Raw genomic sequence first — 18,109 nt, forward strand, 5'->3', positions numbered from 1 at the left:
CGTACAATCTCCGCAGGCAGGAATTACCTACAGGTGGTACGACGCCGCCAACGGCGGATCGCTCCTGTTCACCGGCAGCACGTATGCACCGACGGGCATTACAGCCACCACATCGTTCTATGTAGAATCCGATAACGGCACCTGCGCCAGCGCAACGAGAGCAGCCGTAACCGTGACCATCTCACCGGCTCCGCCAGTGGTAACGGTAGACGCTACTGCGAAAACGGTTTGCGTAGGCAATACGGCCATCATCAATGTAACGAACCCGCAGGCCGGTCTGACCTACAGGTGGTACGACGCCGCCACCGGCGGAACCCTCCTGGCGACCGGTACCTCCTTCACTACGCCGGCCCTGACCGCAAACGACATCTTCTATGTGGAAGCGGTGAACGCAGGCAATTGCGCGAGCAGCATGCGCACCAGCGTGAACGTAACAGTGAACGCCGGTCCTGATGTGCCGCTGGCTGTAGAAGGCGAAGTAATAGTATGCCGTGGCGACAGGGCCACCGGAAGGGTAAGGAACGCCCGCACCGATTACCAGTATCGCTGGTATGATGCACCAAGCGGCGGCAACCTCCTCTTCACTGGGGCCAGCTACACCACGCCGGCAGGCCTGACGGCAAGAGATACGGTATACGTTGAAGCGAGCCTGTTGGGCGGCAGCTGCGCCAGCAATGGCCGTGCCCAGGTGATCTTCATCCCGGCAGACGCACCGTCTGTACCGGTACTGGCGAACGGCGGCACGGTGAATATCTGTTCCGGTGCAACCGCCACCTTCACGATCCAGAACCCTGTGGCCAACGTGACCTACAGGTGGTACGACGCCGCAACCGGCGGAACCCTCCTGCAATCGGGCACCATGGCCAGCTACACCACAGGCGCGCTCACCAGCAGTCTCACGGTGTATGTTGAAGCGGTAGTCGGCGGTTCCTGCACCAGCGCAGGCAGAGCCACTGCCAGGGCTGAAGTGGGCGGCATACCGGTGGTACCGGTGGTAACGGCGGACGCCAATACCATCTGCCCCGACAGCACGGTCGTAATCAGGGCTACCTCAACACAGGCAGGCACTACCTTCACCTGGTTCACCTCCGCAACGGGCGGCACGCCGATCTTCACCGGAGCGGTGTTCACGACCCCGGCGCTCACGGCAGCTACCACTTACTATGTAGCGGCCAGCAACGCCAGCGGATGTGTAAGCGCAACCCGCACGCCGGTGACCATCAACGTATACGCAGTGCTTCCGGCACCGACGGTTTCCATCTCCAACAAAACGGCTACTTCGGTAACCTTCAGCTGGAATGCGATCGCAGGGGCACTGGGTTACAGGGTATCGACCGATGGCGGCGCCACCTTCACGCAGCCGAGCTCCGGCCTCCTGGGCACTACGCATACCGTGACAGGCCTGCAACCGAACCAGACCGTTACCCTCCAGGTAATGGCGGTAGGGGCCAGCGAATGTCAGAACAGCGCATGGTTCCAGGGCGGTGGCAGCACCGACAACCCGGCCGGTAACCTCGTATTCGTTCCGAACGCGTTTACGCCGAACAACGACGGCACCAACGATATCCTCTACGTGTATGGCACCACCATCCGCCAGATGGAATTCAGGGTGTACAACCAGTGGGGACAACTGGTGTTCGAGTCGAAAGACCGCGGACGCGGATGGGACGGCACCATGAGCGGCAGGAAACAGCCGGTAGGCGTATACAACTACGTGCTCCGTGCAGTGCTGCAAGACGGTACGGTCGTGAATAAACGCGGGACCATCACTATCGTGAGATAGTATTCCGAAAACATAGGCAAAGCAAAAAACATCAAACTGCCGGAACGAAGTCGAAAGCTTCGTTCCGGCTATCAAAAACGAAAAACACGTTCCTATGAAGAATAAAATTTTTGTGGCATTACTCGCTGTATGCGGATGTTTGCAGCAAACGGCCAAAGCGCAGGTAGACCCTCACTTTTCCCAGTACTACGCGTATCCGCTGTTCCTCAACCCGGCCATGGCGGGGGTGATCGATGGCGATTGGCGGCTGACCGGGAACTATCGCAACCAGTGGTCGAACTTCGGGGACCCGTTCTCCACCGGCGGTGTTTCTTTCGACGCACCCACCGGCAAGAACCTCGGCCTGGGCATCACCGCCATCAACATGAAAGCCGGCTCCGCAGGATTTAATTACTTCAACGCCATGGCTACCGTTTCGTACAGCGGTGTGAAAATGGGCCGGAACCAAACCACGCAACTCGTGGCAGGCGTTCAGGCGGGTGTGATCAGCCGGCGGATCGACCAGTCCAAATTCCAGATGGGCAGCCAGTACAACCCGGTGAGCGGCTTCGATCCGAACATCCCCACCGGCGAATCGCTGCGGGCCACTTCGTCTACCGTGTTCGACGCAAACGTGGGCCTGTTGCTGTTCGACGGCAATCCCAACCACAAATTCAATCCCTTCATAGGCATCGCCGGAGCACACCTTACCCAGCCGCAAGACCCCTTCGTGGCGGAAAACGACGAAACGAAATCGTTGCCCATCCGGTACACCGTGCATGGCGGCTCCCGCATCAAAGTGTCTGAAATGATCGGCCTCACGCCCCACGCACTATACATGCGCCAGGGCAACGCGGAAGAAACCGTTGCTGGTGTATATTCCCAGATTCGCGTGAATCTCGATTTCGACCTGCTCGTCGGCGCCAATTATCGCTTCAATGATGCGGTGATCCCCTTCGCCGGGTTCCATTACAAAAACTTCACGCTCGGCCTCAGCTACGATGCCAACGCGTCTAACCTCCGCAAGCTCGCCAGCGGCAGCAACGCTTTCGAAGTATCGCTGTCGTTCATCGGCCGGAAACGCCGCATCCTTCAACCGGAATATTTCATCTGCCCCAGGTTATAATACCCGGCCGGTCAATCACCACAAATGAGCATTATGAAAAGATTTACACTCATATGTATTTTGGCTTTGACAGGATTACTCCCTAACCTGCAGGCACAGTACATTACTGACTTCAAACGGACGGCGGACCAATATTTCGAACAGAAAGACTATTACTCCGCCGCGCAATACTACAGCAAGGCGCTGGGTACCTTCAGCATCAAGCCCGGGCAATACAAGCCGTACCAGATTGATAAAGGAGGCAAGAAAAAAGAACAGAAACTAAAAGATTACGAACAGGTAGTGTATAAACTGGCGGAATCTTACCGGATGTACAACGACTTCGGGAATGCGGAAAAATACTACGCGGAAGCCGTTACGTTCGACTCTACGCTTTTCCCGCAGGCGCGCTACTGGTATGGATTGACCATCCGTGCCAACGCCAAGAAAGCAGAAGATTACGAGCGCGCGTGGGAGCAACTGTCTGCCTACCGCCGCGGTCAGAAGGAATACAACGAATTCTCGAAGAAAGCGGATGTGGAAATCAAGAATTGCGAATTCGCGATCGAAGAAATGAAATATCCGCCGAGGTATGAAGTGGTGAAGGTTTCCGGGAATATCAACCAGGGAGGCGCCAACTACGCGATCGTACCCGTTTCCAACAATACGGTCTACTTTACTTCGTCGCGGCCGGATTCCCTGCTGCTGGCGAAAAAATCGAACCCGTTCGTGAATACGCTGTATGTGGCTACGGGCGATAATGCGAGCTGGGAAAGCCGGGAGAAAGTCCAGATCCCTACAGATAAAGGTATCGAACAGGGCGCCGCGGCCATCACGCCCGACGGCAACACGCTCTTCGTTACCCGCTGGACGAACAAAGATGGCAACAAGAAATCCAGCATCTACCGCGGTACGCGTACCGGCAATGGCTGGACGGAACCCCAGCCCCTGGACGCTTCCATCAACGTTCCGGGATATAGTGCCAAAGAACCCTCCGTATCATCAGACGGTAAATACTTCCTCTTCGTTTCCGACCGCTCAGGCGGCAAAGGCGGATTCGATATCTGGTACTCGACCATCGGCAGTGGCGGCACCCTCAGCGCGCCCCAGCACATCGGCGCCACGCTCAATACCGACGGCGATGAAAGTTCACCCTTCTACGACCCCATCGAGCAAACCCTCGTCTTCAGCACCAACGGCCGCGTAGGCTTCGGTGGCCAGGACTTCTTCATGTCCAAGTCCGCCGGCAACTTCGGCGGCTGGAGCACCCCCGAAAACATGGGATACCCCATCAACTCCGCCAAAGACGATCAATATTACACCGGCCTTTCTCCGGATAAAGCCCTTAACAAAGGCTTTATCAGCTCCGACAGGGAGTCTGTTTGCTGCCTCGAAATCTTCGCCGTGAAAAGAAGGGCCAAAATGGCCGGCGGCATGGTGCTTGACTGCGAAACCAATAAACCCCTCGCAGGCGCTAAAATCACATTGCTGGACAGTACCCAGCGCAACGTCCTCGAAACACAGACCACCGGCATGGGCGGCAATTACATGTTCGAGATCGAAATGAACAGGAAGTATAAAGTCCTCATCGAAAAGGAAAACTACTTCTCCAAAAACTTCAATTTCAACTCCGAACAGCTCACCATGGTAGATTCCATGATGAACCCCACCGTTTGTCTGAAACGCTTCGAGATCAACAAGCCCATCGTACTGAACGATATCTTCTACGATTACAACAAAGCCACCTTGCGGCCGGAATCGAAGCTGATCCTGGATTCGCTGTACTTCCTGCTGCTGGATAACCCGAAAATGGAAATCGAGCTGGGCGCGCATACCGACAGCAAAGGCACCGACGCCTATAACCTCAAACTGTCCAACGCACGCGCCAAGTCTTGCGTGGATTACCTGATCAGCAAAGGCATCGAGACCAATCGCATCGTCAGCAAAGGTTACGGCGAATCGCGCCCCGTGGCGCCCAACACGCTGCCCAACGGGGCCGACAATCCCGATGGCCGCCAACTGAACAGGCGAACGGAATTCAAGGTGCTACGAAATTGACAACCATACGGTATAAATCGTTCTGCATGGGAATTCCTTCCCGCCCGGAACCATATCCTATTCATATACGACCTGGAAGCCGGCCTTTTGGCCGGCTTTGCTTTTGGGAATTATTGCAATGAAAAAAGCTGCCCCGCAGACGCGGAACAGCTTACATCCATCTATCAACTAAAAATTGTACGATTATTTGTTCTTCCCGATGTTGCCCAGCGCGATGGCCGAGTCCTGGCCCTGGGAGCCGATCATGGAAATCCGGGCAAAACCGTTTACGGCGATAATGCTGTCGTAATTGAATTTGCGGATGGTGGACTCGTCTACCTTGATGGTCTTGACATCGAGCTGGCGGCCCAGCACGGCGGCGCCGGTGGTCTGGCTCTCGATGGAGGCCACTTTGATCAGGGTATCGGTGGGAGCGGAAGTGATGTTGCCGCGGAACAGGTTGAAATTGTACCGTTTGCCCATTTCCGATTTATTGATCTGCATTAAAATATGGAAAGTGGAATCGGTCGCTTCTGCCAGGGTAATATAACCGTTGATGACATTATTCTTGTCGAGCAGGTTGATGGTCTGGTAGCGTAATACCTTTTTGGGAGCATCGTCTTTTTTGCAGGCGATCAGCGAAGTGCCGATGATCGCGGCTGCAGTCAGTCCTTTCCAGATATGTTTTTCGAACATGAGTTGCATGATTTCCGTCAAAGATATAATAAGTTTGGTGTCTTTCGTGGGTGAAACGGCCGCCATCCGCCAAATGTTACATCCTCCGCGGGAAATGAAGCCGGAGCAGCCCGGGCGGGCGGCGATGCGCCTTGAAATGGCAGTTTGCGGCGGTTTCGGGAAGAAAATCAGGGATTAATATGGGTGAAAGAAGTACATTTGACCCGTTTTTAAACCTCTAATTCAAGCATCACATGTCTCTTACCGTAGTAGGTACCATGGCGTTCGACGATATTGAAACGCCGTTCGGTAAATCGGATAAAATCGTCGGCGGTTCCGCTTCCTATATTGCCTGGGCCGCATCCAACTTCGTTCAGCCTGTCAACCAGGTGTCGGTGATCGGCGGGGATTTCCCGCAGGAAGAACTGGACGCCCTTTCCGCCCGTGGCGTTGCGCTCGATGGCGTGCAGGTGAAGAAAGACGAAAAGTCCTTTTACTGGGCCGGCCGTTACCACCTCGATATGAACTCCCGCGATACCCTCGTAACAGACCTGAACGTGCTGGCCGATTTCCAGCCCGTGATCCCGCCGAGCTACCAGGGCAGCGAGTTCCTCATCCTCGGTAACCTCACCCCGCAGGTGCAGATGAGCGTGATCAACCAAATGAGCCCCCGCCCCAAGCTCATCGTCATGGACACGATGAACTTCTGGATGGACGTGGCGCTGGAGGACCTTCTCAAAACCATCAAGATGGTAGACGTGCTCCTGATCAACGACAGCGAAGCCCGCCAGCTCACCGGCGAATATTCGCTCGTGAAAGCCGCGCGGAAAGTGCTCACCATGGGCCCGAAATACCTCATCATCAAGAAAGGGGAACACGGCGCGATGCTCTTCAATGAAAATCACGTATTCTTCGCGCCGGCACTCCCGCTCGAGGATGTGTACGACCCCACCGGCGCCGGAGACACCTTTGCCGGAGGGTTCATGGGCCACCTCGCCAAAACGAAGGACATCTCCTTCGAAAACATGAAAACCGCCATCATCGTAGGTTCTGCCATGGCCTCGTTCTGCGTGGAGAAATTCGGCGCCGCCAGGCTCCGCGAAATCTCCCGCGAAGACATCCACACCCGCCTCGAACAATTCGTACAGCTGGTGAACTTCGACATCGATCTCGTATAAACGAAATTTGATATAATTAGAAAGCGGTCCTGGCTTTGCCGGGACCGCTTTTATTTTGCACGGTATTAATATATTAAGCGAAAACTTCGTTCAGGACCTTCGCCAGGCGCACGCCGCCTTTGAGCAGCTGGCCGTTCAGGTCTTCCACGAAAAGGAAATTGTAACGGTAGCTCAGTTTGTCGCCGGAGGAGGTGCGGTCGTAGATTTTGTCGCTGAGGACGTGCGATTCCCACATCCAGTCGGCGATGCTGCCTTTTCGGATTTCCGCGGCGCGGGTGGCGGAAGTGATGCGGTGGAGGTTATGGGCGTATTCGGTGTAGCTGTATTGCTGGAAATCGATCAGGTGCTCGTCCCATACGCGGTGGAGATTGGTGGGGCGGTCGAACCAGGACACCTGGATCTTGTTGCCGCCCATATCTTCGTCGCGGCCCACGTGCAGCGGCATATGCATATCGCCGATCATATGTACGAGGAAAGTGAGCGCGAACCGTTTCTGGGCCTGGGTGGATTTGGGGTTTTTCAGCTGGGCGATCATGGCTACGGTTTGACTGTAGAGGTTTTCGCCTTTGGCTTCGGCCATGATGCGGTTGAATTCCGCGCGGGTGCAATGGCCGGGGAAGTCGAGGTAATGCCAGGGCGATGTGTGCTTGTAGGCGTCCGTAGTATCTGATTTGATGAAATCGGGCCAGTTGGCGATCATGGCCAGGCTTTCGTTGCCGATGATCTGCTGGATGGCGAGGCGGGCTTTGTTGGTGAGCCGGAAACTCGCGATCTCGGCTACCACGCGGTGGCCGGTGGGCCCCCAGGCCTGGGCGGGCTGCAGGGAGAGGAGCGCACCCAGGAGCAGCAATATGGATAAAACCTTTTTCATTGCAATCGAATTTATCGAATTTTGAGGCCGAAGTTCGTCATTCCCCCATAAATACCGAAATTCGTTGACCCACAGTTAAACCGGAAAAATGTATGCCTTTCAAATTACAAGCACCATATCAGCCCTCGGGCGATCAACCCACCGCCATTGCCCAGCTCACCGAAGGGTTGCAGGACGGCGAACGAGCCCAGACGCTGCTGGGGGTGACCGGTTCCGGGAAAACCTTTACCGTGGCCAACGTGATCCAGAACGTACAGAAGCCCACACTGGTGCTGACCCACAATAAAACCCTCGTAGCCCAGCTTTACGGCGAATTCAAACAATTCTTCCCCGACAACGCGGTAGAATACTTCGTGAGCTATTACGATTATTACCAGCCCGAAGCGTATATGCCCGTGAGCGACACCTATATCGAAAAAGACCTCGCCATCAACGAAGAGCTCGACAAACTGCGGCTCCGCGCCACGTCGAACCTGCTTTCCGGCCGGAGGGATATTATCGTGGTGGCGTCTGTGTCATGTATATATGGTATGGGTAACCCGACCGACTTCGAGAATGGGATCATCCGCATCTTCAAAGGGCAGAAGCTCGGGCGGAACACCATGCTGCACGGGCTCGTGAATGCCCTGTACTCCCGCACCACCGGCGATTTCAACCGCGGTAACTTCCGGGTGCAGGGCGATACGGTGGATATTAATCTTCCGTATGTGGATTATGGTTACCGCATCACTTTCTTCGGGGACGAGATCGAGGAAATCGAAAGCTTCGACGTGCAGAATGGCAAGCGCATCGGTACCATGGATACGGCCGCCATCTTCCCCGCCAACCTCTACATCGCGCCGAAAGACGCCATGATACAGATCCTCCACGAAATCCAGGACGAATTGAACGCCCAGGTGGAATATTTCAAGCGGGAAGGAAAGCTCATCGAAGCGCAGCGCCTCGCCGAACGCGTGAATTACGACGTGGAAATGATCCGCGAACTGGGATATTGCGCGGGGATCGAGAACTACTCGCGGTTCCTCGACCGGCGTACGCCGGGGACACGTCCCTTCTGCCTGCTGGACTACTTCCCGAAAGATTTCCTGCTCGTGATAGACGAAAGCCACGTAACCATCCCGCAGATCAGCGGTATGTACGGCGGCGACCGGTCGAGAAAGCTGACGCTGGTGGATTTCGGGTTCCGGCTGCCTTCGGCGCTGGATAACCGGCCGTTGAACTTCAACGAGTTCGAGCAGTTATTGAACCAGACGATCTTCGTGAGCGCCACGCCCGGAGATTATGAACTGCGGCAAACGGAAGGCGTGGTGGTGGAACAGATCGTTCGTCCCACCGGCCTGCTGGACCCGCCGATCGAGATCCGGCCGAGCAAGAACCAGGTAGATGACCTGCTGGACGAGATCGACAAAACCGTGCAGAAGGGCGACCGTGTGCTGGTGACCACGCTTACCAAGAGGATGGCCGAGGAGATGGACAAGTACCTGCATCGTATTAATATTAAGAGCCGTTATATCCATAGTGAAGTGGATACGCTGGAGCGTGTGGAGATCCTGCGGGACTTGCGCCTGGGGAATATTGATGTGCTGGTGGGGGTGAACCTGTTGCGGGAAGGGCTCGATCTGCCGGAAGTGTCGCTCGTAGCGATCCTGGACGCCGACAAGGAAGGTTTCCTCCGCGATGAGCGTTCCCTGACGCAGACGGCTGGCCGTGCGGCGCGGAACGTAGACGGGAAGGTGATTTTCTACGCCGACAAGATTACCGAAAGCATGCAGCGTACCATCGATGAAACCGACCGCCGGCGCGAGAAGCAGCGGAAGCACAACGAAGCGAACGGGATTACGCCGCGAACGGTCCGCAAGTCGAAGGAACAGATCATGGGGCAGACGTCTGTACTGGCGATCCGGCATTTCGACGAATCGTCGCCGTATGCGGTGCACGACGAGATGGCTGTGGTGGCGGATGAAGGTAAAGTCTTCAATGCCAATACGGTACAAAGTATTCCGCAGATGGAGAAGAGTATTGCCAAGGTGAAGAAGGATATGGAAAAGGCGGCGAAGGATTTGGACTTTATGGAAGCGGCCCGTCTCCGCGACCAGATGTTTGCCATGCAGCAGGAACTGGAGAATATGAAGCGGAATTAGTTGCTAAAACAAATATATCAACATAGAATTATTTATAATATGAATCTACGGATTGTACGGTTTTCCAACAAACAGTACAATCCGTTTTTATATTTAAAAACTTGACAGATAAAGGATTGTAGCGTTTTTTGCATTTTTGTAGTAGCACATTCGTACCCGTTTGTTAGAATTTCGTAATCCCACGCTAAAAACGAATATAAATACGTTAAAATCAAATAGTTATATTGTATTTGTAACCTCACTTCTCCCTTCAAATTATCGTAAAAACAAATATTATATAGTAATGTATTTTAATATGATTGCGTTGTTGGCCGCATAAACCCTGCATTTTTCAATGTTTTCCATTTTTAGGGCGTTCTATTTGATGTTTTAAATCGCCATCCTACTTTTATTGAGAATTTTAAAATGATACGCTATGAAGAAAACATCTTTTCAGGACTATCTGCCCTTTATCGTTTTGGCCGGGCTTGCCGTAATTGGCATTTTTTTACCAACCCCGACAACTTTTGCTGACGCCAGCAAGTATAATGCTGCAGATGTTGCCTGGATACTGGTGGCAACTTGCCTGGTGTTTTTGATGACGCCTGGTTTGTCCTTTTTCTACGGAGGGATGGTGAATCGCAAGAACATCATATCTACCATGATGCAGAGCTTCATCGCCACCGGCCTGATCAGTGTGATTTGGGTTGTGGCGGGCTTCAGCCTGGCCTTCGGCACTTCCCAGAACGGGATCATCGGCGACCCTACCACTTTCTTCTTCTTTAAAGGCGTGCCCGACGGAGCGCCCTGGGCCCTCGGTGCCACAATTCCACTGATGCTCTTCGCGCTTTTCCAGCTGAAGTTCGCCGTGATCACTCCGGCGCTGGTGGTAGGTGCTGTGGCCGGTCGTATCCGTTTCACTTCATACGTGCTTTTTATGGTACTGTTCAGCCTGCTGGTGTATGCGCCCATCGCACACTGGACTTGGCATCCGGAAGGCATTCTCTTTAAGCTCGGCGTACTCGACTTTGCCGGTGGTACCGTGGTACACATCTCTGCAGGTTGCGCGGCGCTCGCCGGCGCCTTGGTGCTCCGCCGCCGGAAAGACCATATCGCCAAAAAAGAGCTCACCCCTGCCAACGTGCCTTTCGTACTGCTCGGCACCGGCCTGCTCTGGTTCGGCTGGTTCGGTTTCAACGCCGGTTCTTCCCTCGGTGCCAACTCCCTCGCCGTTACCGCATTCGCAGCTACCAATACAGCTACCGCCGCTGCCGGCCTTTCCTGGATCTTCTTCGATGTGATCCGCGGCCGTAAACCTTCGGTGCTCGGTTTCTGCATCGGTGCAGTGGTTGGTCTTGTAGCGATCACTCCTGCCGCAGGTTATGTTGGCGTTCCGCAATCGCTGTTCATCGGTTTCGTTGCGGCCATCGTTTCCAACCTGGTGGTACACTTCAAGAACAAATCTTCTATCGACGATACGCTGGACGTATTCCCCTGCCATGGCGTAGGCGGTATGGTAGGTATGCTGCTGACGGGCGTTTTCGCTTCGCAGGCCGTTAACCCCGCCATCACCGAAAGCGGTTGGGCATATGGCAACTTCAGCCTCTTCTACAAACAATTGCTCGGCCTGCTGCTGGTAGTGAGCTACAGCTTCGCGGTATCCTGGGCGATCTTCAAGTTCATCAACTTCATCCACCCGCTCCGCGTGTCTGACGAAGAAGAGGAACTGGGCCTCGATGTTACCCAACACAACGAAATGTATCATCCCAATCTCATGACCGTGAGCAGCAACGGCACGCTCACCGAAGAAGAAACCGGCATCCAGCACGGTTAATACACCGATCTGATCCAATCGCTATAGTTTTTAATTCTCTCTTGACAGAAAAACCGGATGTTGTTCGTCGCCCTGGCTGAAATGCCACGGCGACGGGCGATCCGGGAGTGGTTTGCCCCAAACGGCACAGAGCATCAGCATCAGCATCAGCACCCAAACAAAGCAGCGGAACCCTTTATCATTTTATTAACCAAATTTTAAAATTCCAATGATGAGAAAAAGTTTATTCGCGCTCCTGGCTGTCTTTTCGATCGTATCTGCCCATGCGCAGGATTCTACCCGCCTCCTGCCTGTCGGCTTCAAGCTGTCTGGTTCCGCCGATGTATATTATAAATACAACTTCAACAAGAACACTTCCGATAATAAGACAAGCTTCACCAATTCCCACAATTCCTTCGAGCTGAACATGCTCTCCCTGAAACTCGAAAGCTCCTTCAAGAACGTTGGCATGGTAGCCGATATCGGTTTCGGCAAACGTGCGGAGGATTTTTCGTACAACGACGAAAAAACAAGACTCGCGATCAAGCAGCTGTATATCTCGTATGCGCCTACCGAATGGCTGAAATTCTCCATGGGCTCGTACAGCACGCATGTGGGTTATGAGCTGGTAGATGCTTATGCGAACCGCAACTACAGCATGTCATATATGTTTTCCTATGGCCCTTTCTTCCACACCGGGGTGAAAGCGGATTTAACGTTCGGATCGCACAGCTTTATGGTAGGTGTGTTCAATCCGACCGACTTTAAATCTGCTACCTGGGGTGGGATCAAGTTCATCGGTGCGCAATATGGTTTTGCGCCGGCGGATGTGCCTTTCAAGTTCTACCTGAACTACATTGGCGGCCGCGACACGTTCCAGACCCGCAACGATCAGCTGGACGCGGTGATCACTTATCAGCTGACCCCCAAATTCGGGCTGGGCTACAACGGTACGTACAGTATGTATAAAAACGGTGTGAATACGAACTGGTACGGCTCCGCGCTTTACCTCAACTTTGACCCTTCCGAAAAGATCGGGCTTACCCTGCGCGGGGAATATTTCTCCGACAAAGACAACCTGAAAGTGTACGGCGACAAAACGGAGTACCCCGAAGGCGGCAGCATCATGGCCGTTACGCTTTCCGGGCAGTACAAGATCGGCGGGTTGACGCTGGTGCCCGAGTTCCGGCTGGACCATGGCTCGCACGACGTCTTTTCCAAGGGCGACGTACCCAAGGCCAATTCCGCGAACCTGCTGCTGGCGGCTATTTACAAGTTTTAAGGAATCCTAATCACAGGCTCATATAAATTAGGTTTTACCGAACCGTTATGCTTAGGGGCCGGCTGTTTCTCAGCCGGCCTTTGCTATTTCCGCCCTGGTGGACGGCTGCAGAAAATTTACTTCCGCTTAACCCGGCTTTTTGTATCTTTTCCCTTCCAATTAAGAGCCTCAATTATGCTGCAACGTTCCACATTAAAGTTCCTGAAAGACCTGAAACTGAACAATAACAAAGCCTGGTTCGATGAAAACAGGCCGGCTTACCTCCAGGCGAAGGAAGATTTTGAAAGTCTTGTCCAGCAATTGATAGACGGGCTGGCCAAGCTGGACCCCGGCATGGAGGGGCTGGTGGTGAAGGATTGCGTGTTCCGGATATTTAAAGACGTACGTTTCTCGAAAGACAAGACGCCTTACAAAGTGAATATGGGCGCATCTTTCACGAAAGGGGGAAAGAAGAGCCCGTTGGCGGGGTTTTACTTCCACCTGGAACCTGGCGGACATAGCATGGCCGGCGGCGGACTGTGGATGCCCGAGCCTCCCGTGCTCAAAAAAGTGCGCCAGGAAATAGATTATAACTTCGCTGAATTTCAGCGGATCGTTGGGGCGAAAGATTTTATCCGCCTGTTTGGAAAAGTGAACGGCGACTCGTTGAAGAACGCGCCGCAGGGGTATCATGAAGACAATCCCGCAATTGCTTATCTCAAATTAAAAAGTCTGGTGGTTACAACTCATGTCTCCGACGAGGCGGCTACCCAACCTACGCTCGTCCGTGAAATTCTTCGTGTGTTCTCGACGATGCTCCCTTTCATAGGGTTCCTGAATACCGCTCAGGAAGATTAATCCAAATACCCTCCCCGCCCTGCTAGTTACCGGAGAAGTCTTGCTTAGACATCCGGCAACTAGACTGCTGTAGCAAAATAATAAAGACAGTAAATCAATTCTTGTGTATCAAAAACTCAAACGGACGCGATTTACGGTTCTTTAATAAATTTTCCTTGTCGATCCTCGTCTGCGCGAAACGCTGGTTATATACATTCGCCACTTCGATGATAGGCATGATGCCATCCATCGTATCCTTCTGATCAACGATGTTCATGATGCGGGAAACCTGCGAGGAAAAGTTAGTGCTCCATTCTTCGGTGAACTTGTGCATTAACAAAAGTTCACGGTTTGCGTTGGTTTTCATAGGACAAAGAGGGTGTTTAATTTGATAGTTTAGTTTTCATGGATAATACAGATAAAGAATTTATTAGCATAGGATTGTAATGTCAAAGGTGAATTATATCCCTCACAAATCTATACTACTTCCGTGTAGTTTTTAATCCAGATTGCATTAACAAAAAATGATGAAAGCAGGTACAGTCAACGCATTGCGCGTTTTTATCAATAGAGTCGCTAGTATTCGTATATGCCTCGTCGTATGTGTGACGGGGAAGTGAATTTAAAATAAATAAACGCAAATTCCAAATGTTCAATGCCGCAAAACATTGAGAATAAATGACACATGGCGGCGTTATGTGTATAGTTGAATGATAATGAATGAAAACCGGTAGAATATATTTTTTCGTTAATGACCTGAACTGCAAGAGGATAGCAGTATTAACAAAAAAAATAAACGGCGCGGGACCTTCCGCGCCGTTGTGGATAACTATTTAACAAGGAATGCTTACAGCCAGTTTTTGCTGCTGAGGTATTCCGCGATTTGTACAGCGTTCGTTGCCGCTCCTTTGCGAAGATTGTCTGCAACGATCCAGAGGTTCAGTGTATTCGCCTGCGTTTCGTCCCTGCGGATCCGCCCTACGAAAACTTCGTCTTTATCGTGCGCGTCTTTCGGCATCGGGTATTGCGCTTTCGAAGGATCGTCTACCACAACCACGCCCGGCGTTTGCGCGAGGATGTTGCGCACTTCCGCGAGATCGAAGTCTTTGTCGAACTCGATGTTCACGCTTTCGCTATGGCCGCCCATTACGGGGATGCGCACGGTGGTCGCGGTTACTTTCACTTTTTCGTCGCCCATGATCTTCACCGTTTCTTTCACCATCTTCATTTCCTCTTTGGTATAACCGTTGTCGAGGAACACGTCGATCTGGGGGATCACGTTCAGGTCGATCTCGTGTGCGTATGCTTTTTCACCTGCAATGCCCTGGCGCTCGTTCATGAGCTGCGTTACCGCTTTCACGCCGGTGCCGGTCACGGACTGATATGTAGATACCACCACGCGGTTGATACCATATTTCGCATGGAGCGGTTTGAGGACGATCACCATCTGGATGGTGGAGCAGTTAGGATTCGCAATGATCTTGTCTTCGGGCGTGAGCACGTCCGCGTTCACTTCGGGCACCACGAGTTTCTTCGTGGGGTCCATACGCCAGGCGGAGGAATTGTCGATCACCGTGATGCCCGCTTCCGCGAATTTGGGCGCCCATTCGGTGGAGGTGCTGCCGCCGGCGGAGAAGATGGCTACGTTCGGTTTCATTCCAATAGCCGTATCAGCGGTTACCACCTTGTACGGCTTACCCTTGAACATCACTTCCTTACCAACAGATTTTTCGGAAGCGACAGGGATCAGTTCCGTCACAGGGAAATTCCTTTCCGCGAGTACTTGCAACATTTTGGTGCCTACCAGTCCGGTGGCGCCTACTACGGCTACTTTCATGATTTTGATTATGAATTAAAATGAGACCCCAAAATTAATATATCAAACGACAATTTTGATATATTCGGCCAGATTGTTGACCCATTAAAAATGTAAGTTATGCATGTCATTGTTTGTGCCTGCGCGCTGATGTGCGCGCCATGCGGCGATTCGTTGCTCCCACTGCCGCACGACGTCATTATCCACGAGATCATGGCAGACCCCTCGCCCCCGGTTTCCCTGCCGGAATACGAGTTCATCGAACTGAGGAACCTGTCTCCCCGCACCATCAACCTCGCCGGATGGAAAGTGCGCGGCAACGGCGGCTCAGCCACGCTCCCCGCATTTTCGCTGGCGCCCGGCGGCTATGTCGTAGTGGCCCCGCGGAAAGGCGCATCGCTTTTCCAACCGGTCGTTGACGCCGGGAGTTTTTTTGCCCTTCATAATGAAGAAGACCTCCTTTCCCTGGAATCCCCGTCAGGAAGCGTGGTCCATGCCGTGACGGTCGATATGCGGCCGTTTTCCGGCAGCTTCAAATCTTCCGGCGGATGGAGCCTCGAAATGAAAGACCCCGCATTCCCCTGCGCAGGTGCCGTGAATTGGGCGTTTTCGAACGACCCCTCCGGCGGAACGCCCGGCAGGGCCAATTCCGTAGCGGCGCAGATTCCGGAACCTCCGTTACCGGAGCTGCTCCGTACTTCTTCGGCCGACAGCCTCCACGTCCGTCTGCATTTTTCCGCGCCGGTCGACAGCGCCTCCGCTTCCGCGGTCGCCGCGTATAGATCGGAGCGCGGCATCACCGCCGCCGTTCCGGAACGGCCGTCTTACCAAACCGTTTTACTGGAACTGGCGGATCCCATGCCCCGGGGCACGCTGTTCCAGCTCCGCGCATCCGGGCTGAAAGATTGTACCGGGCGCGCTATTCCCGGCAGCGGTCCGGTCCCGTGCGGCCGGCCTTCCCTCCCCGAGAACATCGTCATCACCGAAATTCTCCCCGACCCGCAGGCGGGAACGGAAGATTTCCTGGAAGTCTATAATAAAGGTCAGTACCCCGTTGAGCTGGCGGAATTGCGCTGGGCGGTGCGGGCAGACGACGGCTGGAAAGCGCCTTCGCCCTTGGTGCGGCGGCCCTGGCTGCTGTTCCCTGGAGAATACCTGGCGCTAAGTCCCGCCCCGGAAGCCCTTTGCCGGCAATATGCCTGCCTGGGCCGCGTGGAAGCCGCCCCGGTGCCGGCCTTGCCGGCAGAATCCGGCCGCATCGGCCTCTTTTCGATAGATGGCAGGTTAGTAGACGAGGCGATGTGGGACAGGAAGCTGCACGATCCCGGTTTGGCGATAACGAAAGGCGTGACGTTTGAACGGCTGGACGTCAATATGCCGGGGATGGCGCCTGCGAACTGGCACTCTGCCGCATCCACAGCGGGTTTTGGGACGCCGGGGTATGCGAATTCCCACCGGGCGGGCGATGGAACGGAAGGGAACTGGTGCAGCCTGGAAGCGGGGGCTTTCAGTCCGGACAACGACGGGCTAAACGATCTCGCCTGGATCAACTGGGAATTTCCTGCGCCGGGGTTTCGGCTGGATGTCCGGATATTTGATGCGGCGGGGCGGCCCGTCCGCCACCTGGCGAATAATATTTCCGCCGCCGATAAGGGCAAAATAAGTTGGAACGGTCTGGCAGACAATGGGTTACCCCTTCCAAAGGGCAGTTATGCCATCAAAATCGCCGCCTGGAACGGCAATGGGCGCCAATTATCCCGGAAACTCGCCGTGGTATTGCTTCGCGACTGATTGGCCGGCAGCCGGAAAAGGGGGTGAAAATTTGTCAGGGCGATTTCATCTGTTAATTTTTTATATTTGCCGCTCTTTAAAAATGAATTCATGCAGTACAGAGAAATTGTTGCAGTAACCGGATTAGGCGGTTTATTCCAATTGCTTGCCAGCAAACAGGATGGCGCTATTGTAAGATCGCTGGACGATAAAAGCACCCGCTTTGTATCTTCCCGGGTACATAATTTTACCCCATTGGAAAGCATCGAAGTTTTCACTACGGGCGATAATGTAAACCTGTCGGCTGTATTCAAGGCTATGCAGGAAAAAGCGGCGTCGTTCCCCCTGGTGGACGCGAAAGCCGATAACAATACGATCAAAGGTTATTTCAAAAGCGTATTCCCCGAGTTCGATGAGGACCGCGTTTACGTGAGCGATATGAAGAAGATGGTGAAATGGTTCTCCATCCTCGAGAAAAACGACCTCCTGAAATTCGACGAAGCAGCGGAAGAAACCGCTGAAGTTGCCGAAGCGCCTGCCGCTGAAGCCGCTCCCGCCGAAGAAGCCAAGCCGAAAAAGAAAGCGCCTGCCAAGAAAGCGGCTGCTGAAACCGAAGGTGCGGAAGGTGAAGAAAAACCGGCCCCGAAGAAGAAAGCCGCGCCTAAAAAGGCCGCTGCCGACGCTGAAGGCGCCGAGGGCGAAGAGAAAAAGCCCAAAACCACCCGTAAAAAGAAAACCGAAGAATAACCGGTTTCCAAAATATCTGGCAGCAAACCAGGCCCTCCCCGCAGGAGGCCTGGTTTCTTTTTTGCCCATATGTCAGGTAAAGCCCGCTTAGCCCGTTTTTTGCTATTTTACCGCAAA

Annotated in this window: 14 protein-coding genes and 1 pseudogene; 11 read left to right on the forward strand and 4 right to left on the reverse strand. The window is 53.7% G+C overall.

Going from position 1 to position 18,109, the window contains the following annotated elements:
* The 3 genes from ACQKLP_RS01845 to ACQKLP_RS01855 form a co-directional block, all read left to right on the forward strand.
* Window positions 1-1,783, forward strand: a 1,783-nt coding sequence (locus tag ACQKLP_RS01845; protein ID WP_427319510.1) for a gliding motility-associated C-terminal domain-containing protein, incomplete at its 5' end; no start/stop codon positions are given.
* Between the two features lie 94 nt (window positions 1,784-1,877).
* Window positions 1,878-2,888, forward strand: a complete 1,011-nt coding sequence (locus ACQKLP_RS01850; RefSeq protein ID WP_427319512.1) for a PorP/SprF family type IX secretion system membrane protein — start codon at window positions 1,878-1,880, stop codon at window positions 2,886-2,888.
* Window positions 2,889-2,954: 66 nt separating this feature from the next.
* Complete coding sequence (locus tag ACQKLP_RS01855) at window positions 2,955-4,925, forward strand: OmpA family protein (RefSeq protein ID WP_427319514.1); 1,971 nt, start codon at window positions 2,955-2,957, stop codon at window positions 4,923-4,925.
* Window positions 4,926-5,108: 183 nt separating this feature from the next.
* Here ACQKLP_RS01855 and ACQKLP_RS01860 read toward each other — a convergent pair whose 3' ends face one another.
* Window positions 5,109-5,609 (reverse strand): hypothetical protein, encoded by a 501-nt coding sequence (locus tag ACQKLP_RS01860; RefSeq protein WP_427319516.1) that lies wholly within the window; start codon window positions 5,607-5,609, stop codon window positions 5,109-5,111.
* Between the two features lie 224 nt (window positions 5,610-5,833).
* Here ACQKLP_RS01860 and ACQKLP_RS01865 point away from each other — a divergent pair, with 224 nt between their 5' ends.
* Window positions 5,834-6,757 carry a PfkB family carbohydrate kinase gene (locus tag ACQKLP_RS01865; RefSeq protein WP_427319518.1) on the forward strand — a complete coding sequence of 308 codons (924 nt, stop codon included), beginning with the start codon at window positions 5,834-5,836 and terminating at the stop codon, window positions 6,755-6,757.
* A 73-nt stretch (window positions 6,758-6,830) separates the two neighbouring features.
* On the opposite strand, the gene ACQKLP_RS01870 is transcribed toward ACQKLP_RS01865, so the two are convergent.
* Entirely contained in the window at window positions 6,831-7,628 is a 798-nt protein-coding gene (locus tag ACQKLP_RS01870) for a S1/P1 nuclease (RefSeq protein ID WP_427319520.1), read from the reverse strand.
* A gap of 92 nt (window positions 7,629-7,720) precedes the next feature.
* On the opposite strand from ACQKLP_RS01870, the gene uvrB reads away from it, so the two are divergent.
* The 4 genes from uvrB (at window position 7,721) to ACQKLP_RS01890 (ending at window position 13,680) form a co-directional block, all read left to right on the forward strand.
* Window positions 7,721-9,769 carry an excinuclease ABC subunit UvrB gene (gene uvrB, locus ACQKLP_RS01875; RefSeq protein WP_427319522.1) on the forward strand — a complete coding sequence of 683 codons (2,049 nt, stop codon included), beginning with the start codon at window positions 7,721-7,723 and terminating at the stop codon, window positions 9,767-9,769.
* Between the two features lie 415 nt (window positions 9,770-10,184).
* The gene (locus ACQKLP_RS01880) at window positions 10,185-11,582 is read left to right on the forward strand and encodes an ammonium transporter (protein ID WP_427319524.1); all 1,398 of its coding nucleotides are present in this window, start codon (window positions 10,185-10,187) and stop codon (window positions 11,580-11,582) included.
* Between the two features lie 211 nt (window positions 11,583-11,793).
* A complete protein-coding gene (locus ACQKLP_RS01885) occupies window positions 11,794-12,843 on the forward strand; it encodes a porin (protein WP_427319526.1) in 1,050 nt (349 codons plus the stop codon).
* 174 nt (window positions 12,844-13,017) lie between these two features.
* Window positions 13,018-13,680, forward strand: coding sequence for a DUF2461 domain-containing protein (locus tag ACQKLP_RS01890; protein WP_126245847.1), 663 nt, complete (start codon window positions 13,018-13,020; stop codon window positions 13,678-13,680).
* A gap of 94 nt (window positions 13,681-13,774) precedes the next feature.
* Here ACQKLP_RS01890 and ACQKLP_RS01895 read toward each other — a convergent pair whose 3' ends face one another.
* Complete coding sequence (locus ACQKLP_RS01895; RefSeq protein WP_341842368.1) at window positions 13,775-14,026, reverse strand: hypothetical protein; 252 nt, start codon at window positions 14,024-14,026, stop codon at window positions 13,775-13,777.
* 480 nt (window positions 14,027-14,506) lie between these two features.
* Entirely contained in the window at window positions 14,507-15,496 is a 990-nt protein-coding gene (locus ACQKLP_RS01900; protein ID WP_427319529.1) for an aspartate-semialdehyde dehydrogenase, read from the reverse strand.
* A 99-nt stretch (window positions 15,497-15,595) separates the two neighbouring features.
* Between ACQKLP_RS01900 and ACQKLP_RS01905 the strand changes: the two genes are divergently transcribed.
* The 3 genes and pseudogenes from ACQKLP_RS01905 (at window position 15,596) to ACQKLP_RS01915 (ending at window position 17,992) form a co-directional block, all read left to right on the forward strand.
* Window positions 15,596-17,266, forward strand: coding sequence for a lamin tail domain-containing protein (locus ACQKLP_RS01905; RefSeq protein WP_427319531.1), 1,671 nt, complete (start codon window positions 15,596-15,598; stop codon window positions 17,264-17,266).
* A gap of 90 nt (window positions 17,267-17,356) precedes the next feature.
* Window positions 17,357-17,491 (forward strand): annotated as a pseudogene (locus tag ACQKLP_RS01910) (DUF5606 domain-containing protein); the annotation flags it as partial.
* Window positions 17,492-17,500: 9 nt separating this feature from the next.
* Complete coding sequence (locus ACQKLP_RS01915; RefSeq protein ID WP_427324351.1) at window positions 17,501-17,992, forward strand: DUF5606 domain-containing protein; 492 nt, start codon at window positions 17,501-17,503, stop codon at window positions 17,990-17,992.
* Window positions 17,993-18,109 lie beyond the last annotated feature (117 nt).

Source organism: Chitinophaga sp. NPDC101104, assembly GCF_050277495.1.
In the GTDB taxonomy this organism is placed as follows: Bacteria; Bacteroidota; Bacteroidia; order Chitinophagales; family Chitinophagaceae; genus Chitinophaga.

Coding starts and splice junctions, on each gene's coding strand:
- ACQKLP_RS01850 (WP_427319512.1), top strand. CDS start 1,878: ATGAAGAATAAAATTTTTGTGGCATTACTCGCTGTATGCGGATGTTTG.
- ACQKLP_RS01860 (WP_427319516.1), bottom strand. CDS start 5,609: ATGCAACTCATGTTCGAAAAACATATCTGGAAAGGACTGACTGCAGCC.
- ACQKLP_RS01865 (WP_427319518.1), top strand. CDS start 5,834: ATGTCTCTTACCGTAGTAGGTACCATGGCGTTCGACGATATTGAAACG.
- ACQKLP_RS01870 (WP_427319520.1), bottom strand. CDS start 7,628: ATGAAAAAGGTTTTATCCATATTGCTGCTCCTGGGTGCGCTCCTCTCC.
- uvrB (WP_427319522.1), top strand. CDS start 7,721: ATGCCTTTCAAATTACAAGCACCATATCAGCCCTCGGGCGATCAACCC.
- ACQKLP_RS01880 (WP_427319524.1), top strand. CDS start 10,185: ATGAAGAAAACATCTTTTCAGGACTATCTGCCCTTTATCGTTTTGGCC.
- ACQKLP_RS01885 (WP_427319526.1), top strand. CDS start 11,794: ATGAGAAAAAGTTTATTCGCGCTCCTGGCTGTCTTTTCGATCGTATCT.
- ACQKLP_RS01890 (WP_126245847.1), top strand. CDS start 13,018: ATGCTGCAACGTTCCACATTAAAGTTCCTGAAAGACCTGAAACTGAAC.
- ACQKLP_RS01895 (WP_341842368.1), bottom strand. CDS start 14,026: ATGAAAACCAACGCAAACCGTGAACTTTTGTTAATGCACAAGTTCACC.
- ACQKLP_RS01900 (WP_427319529.1), bottom strand. CDS start 15,496: ATGAAAGTAGCCGTAGTAGGCGCCACCGGACTGGTAGGCACCAAAATG.
- ACQKLP_RS01905 (WP_427319531.1), top strand. CDS start 15,596: ATGCATGTCATTGTTTGTGCCTGCGCGCTGATGTGCGCGCCATGCGGC.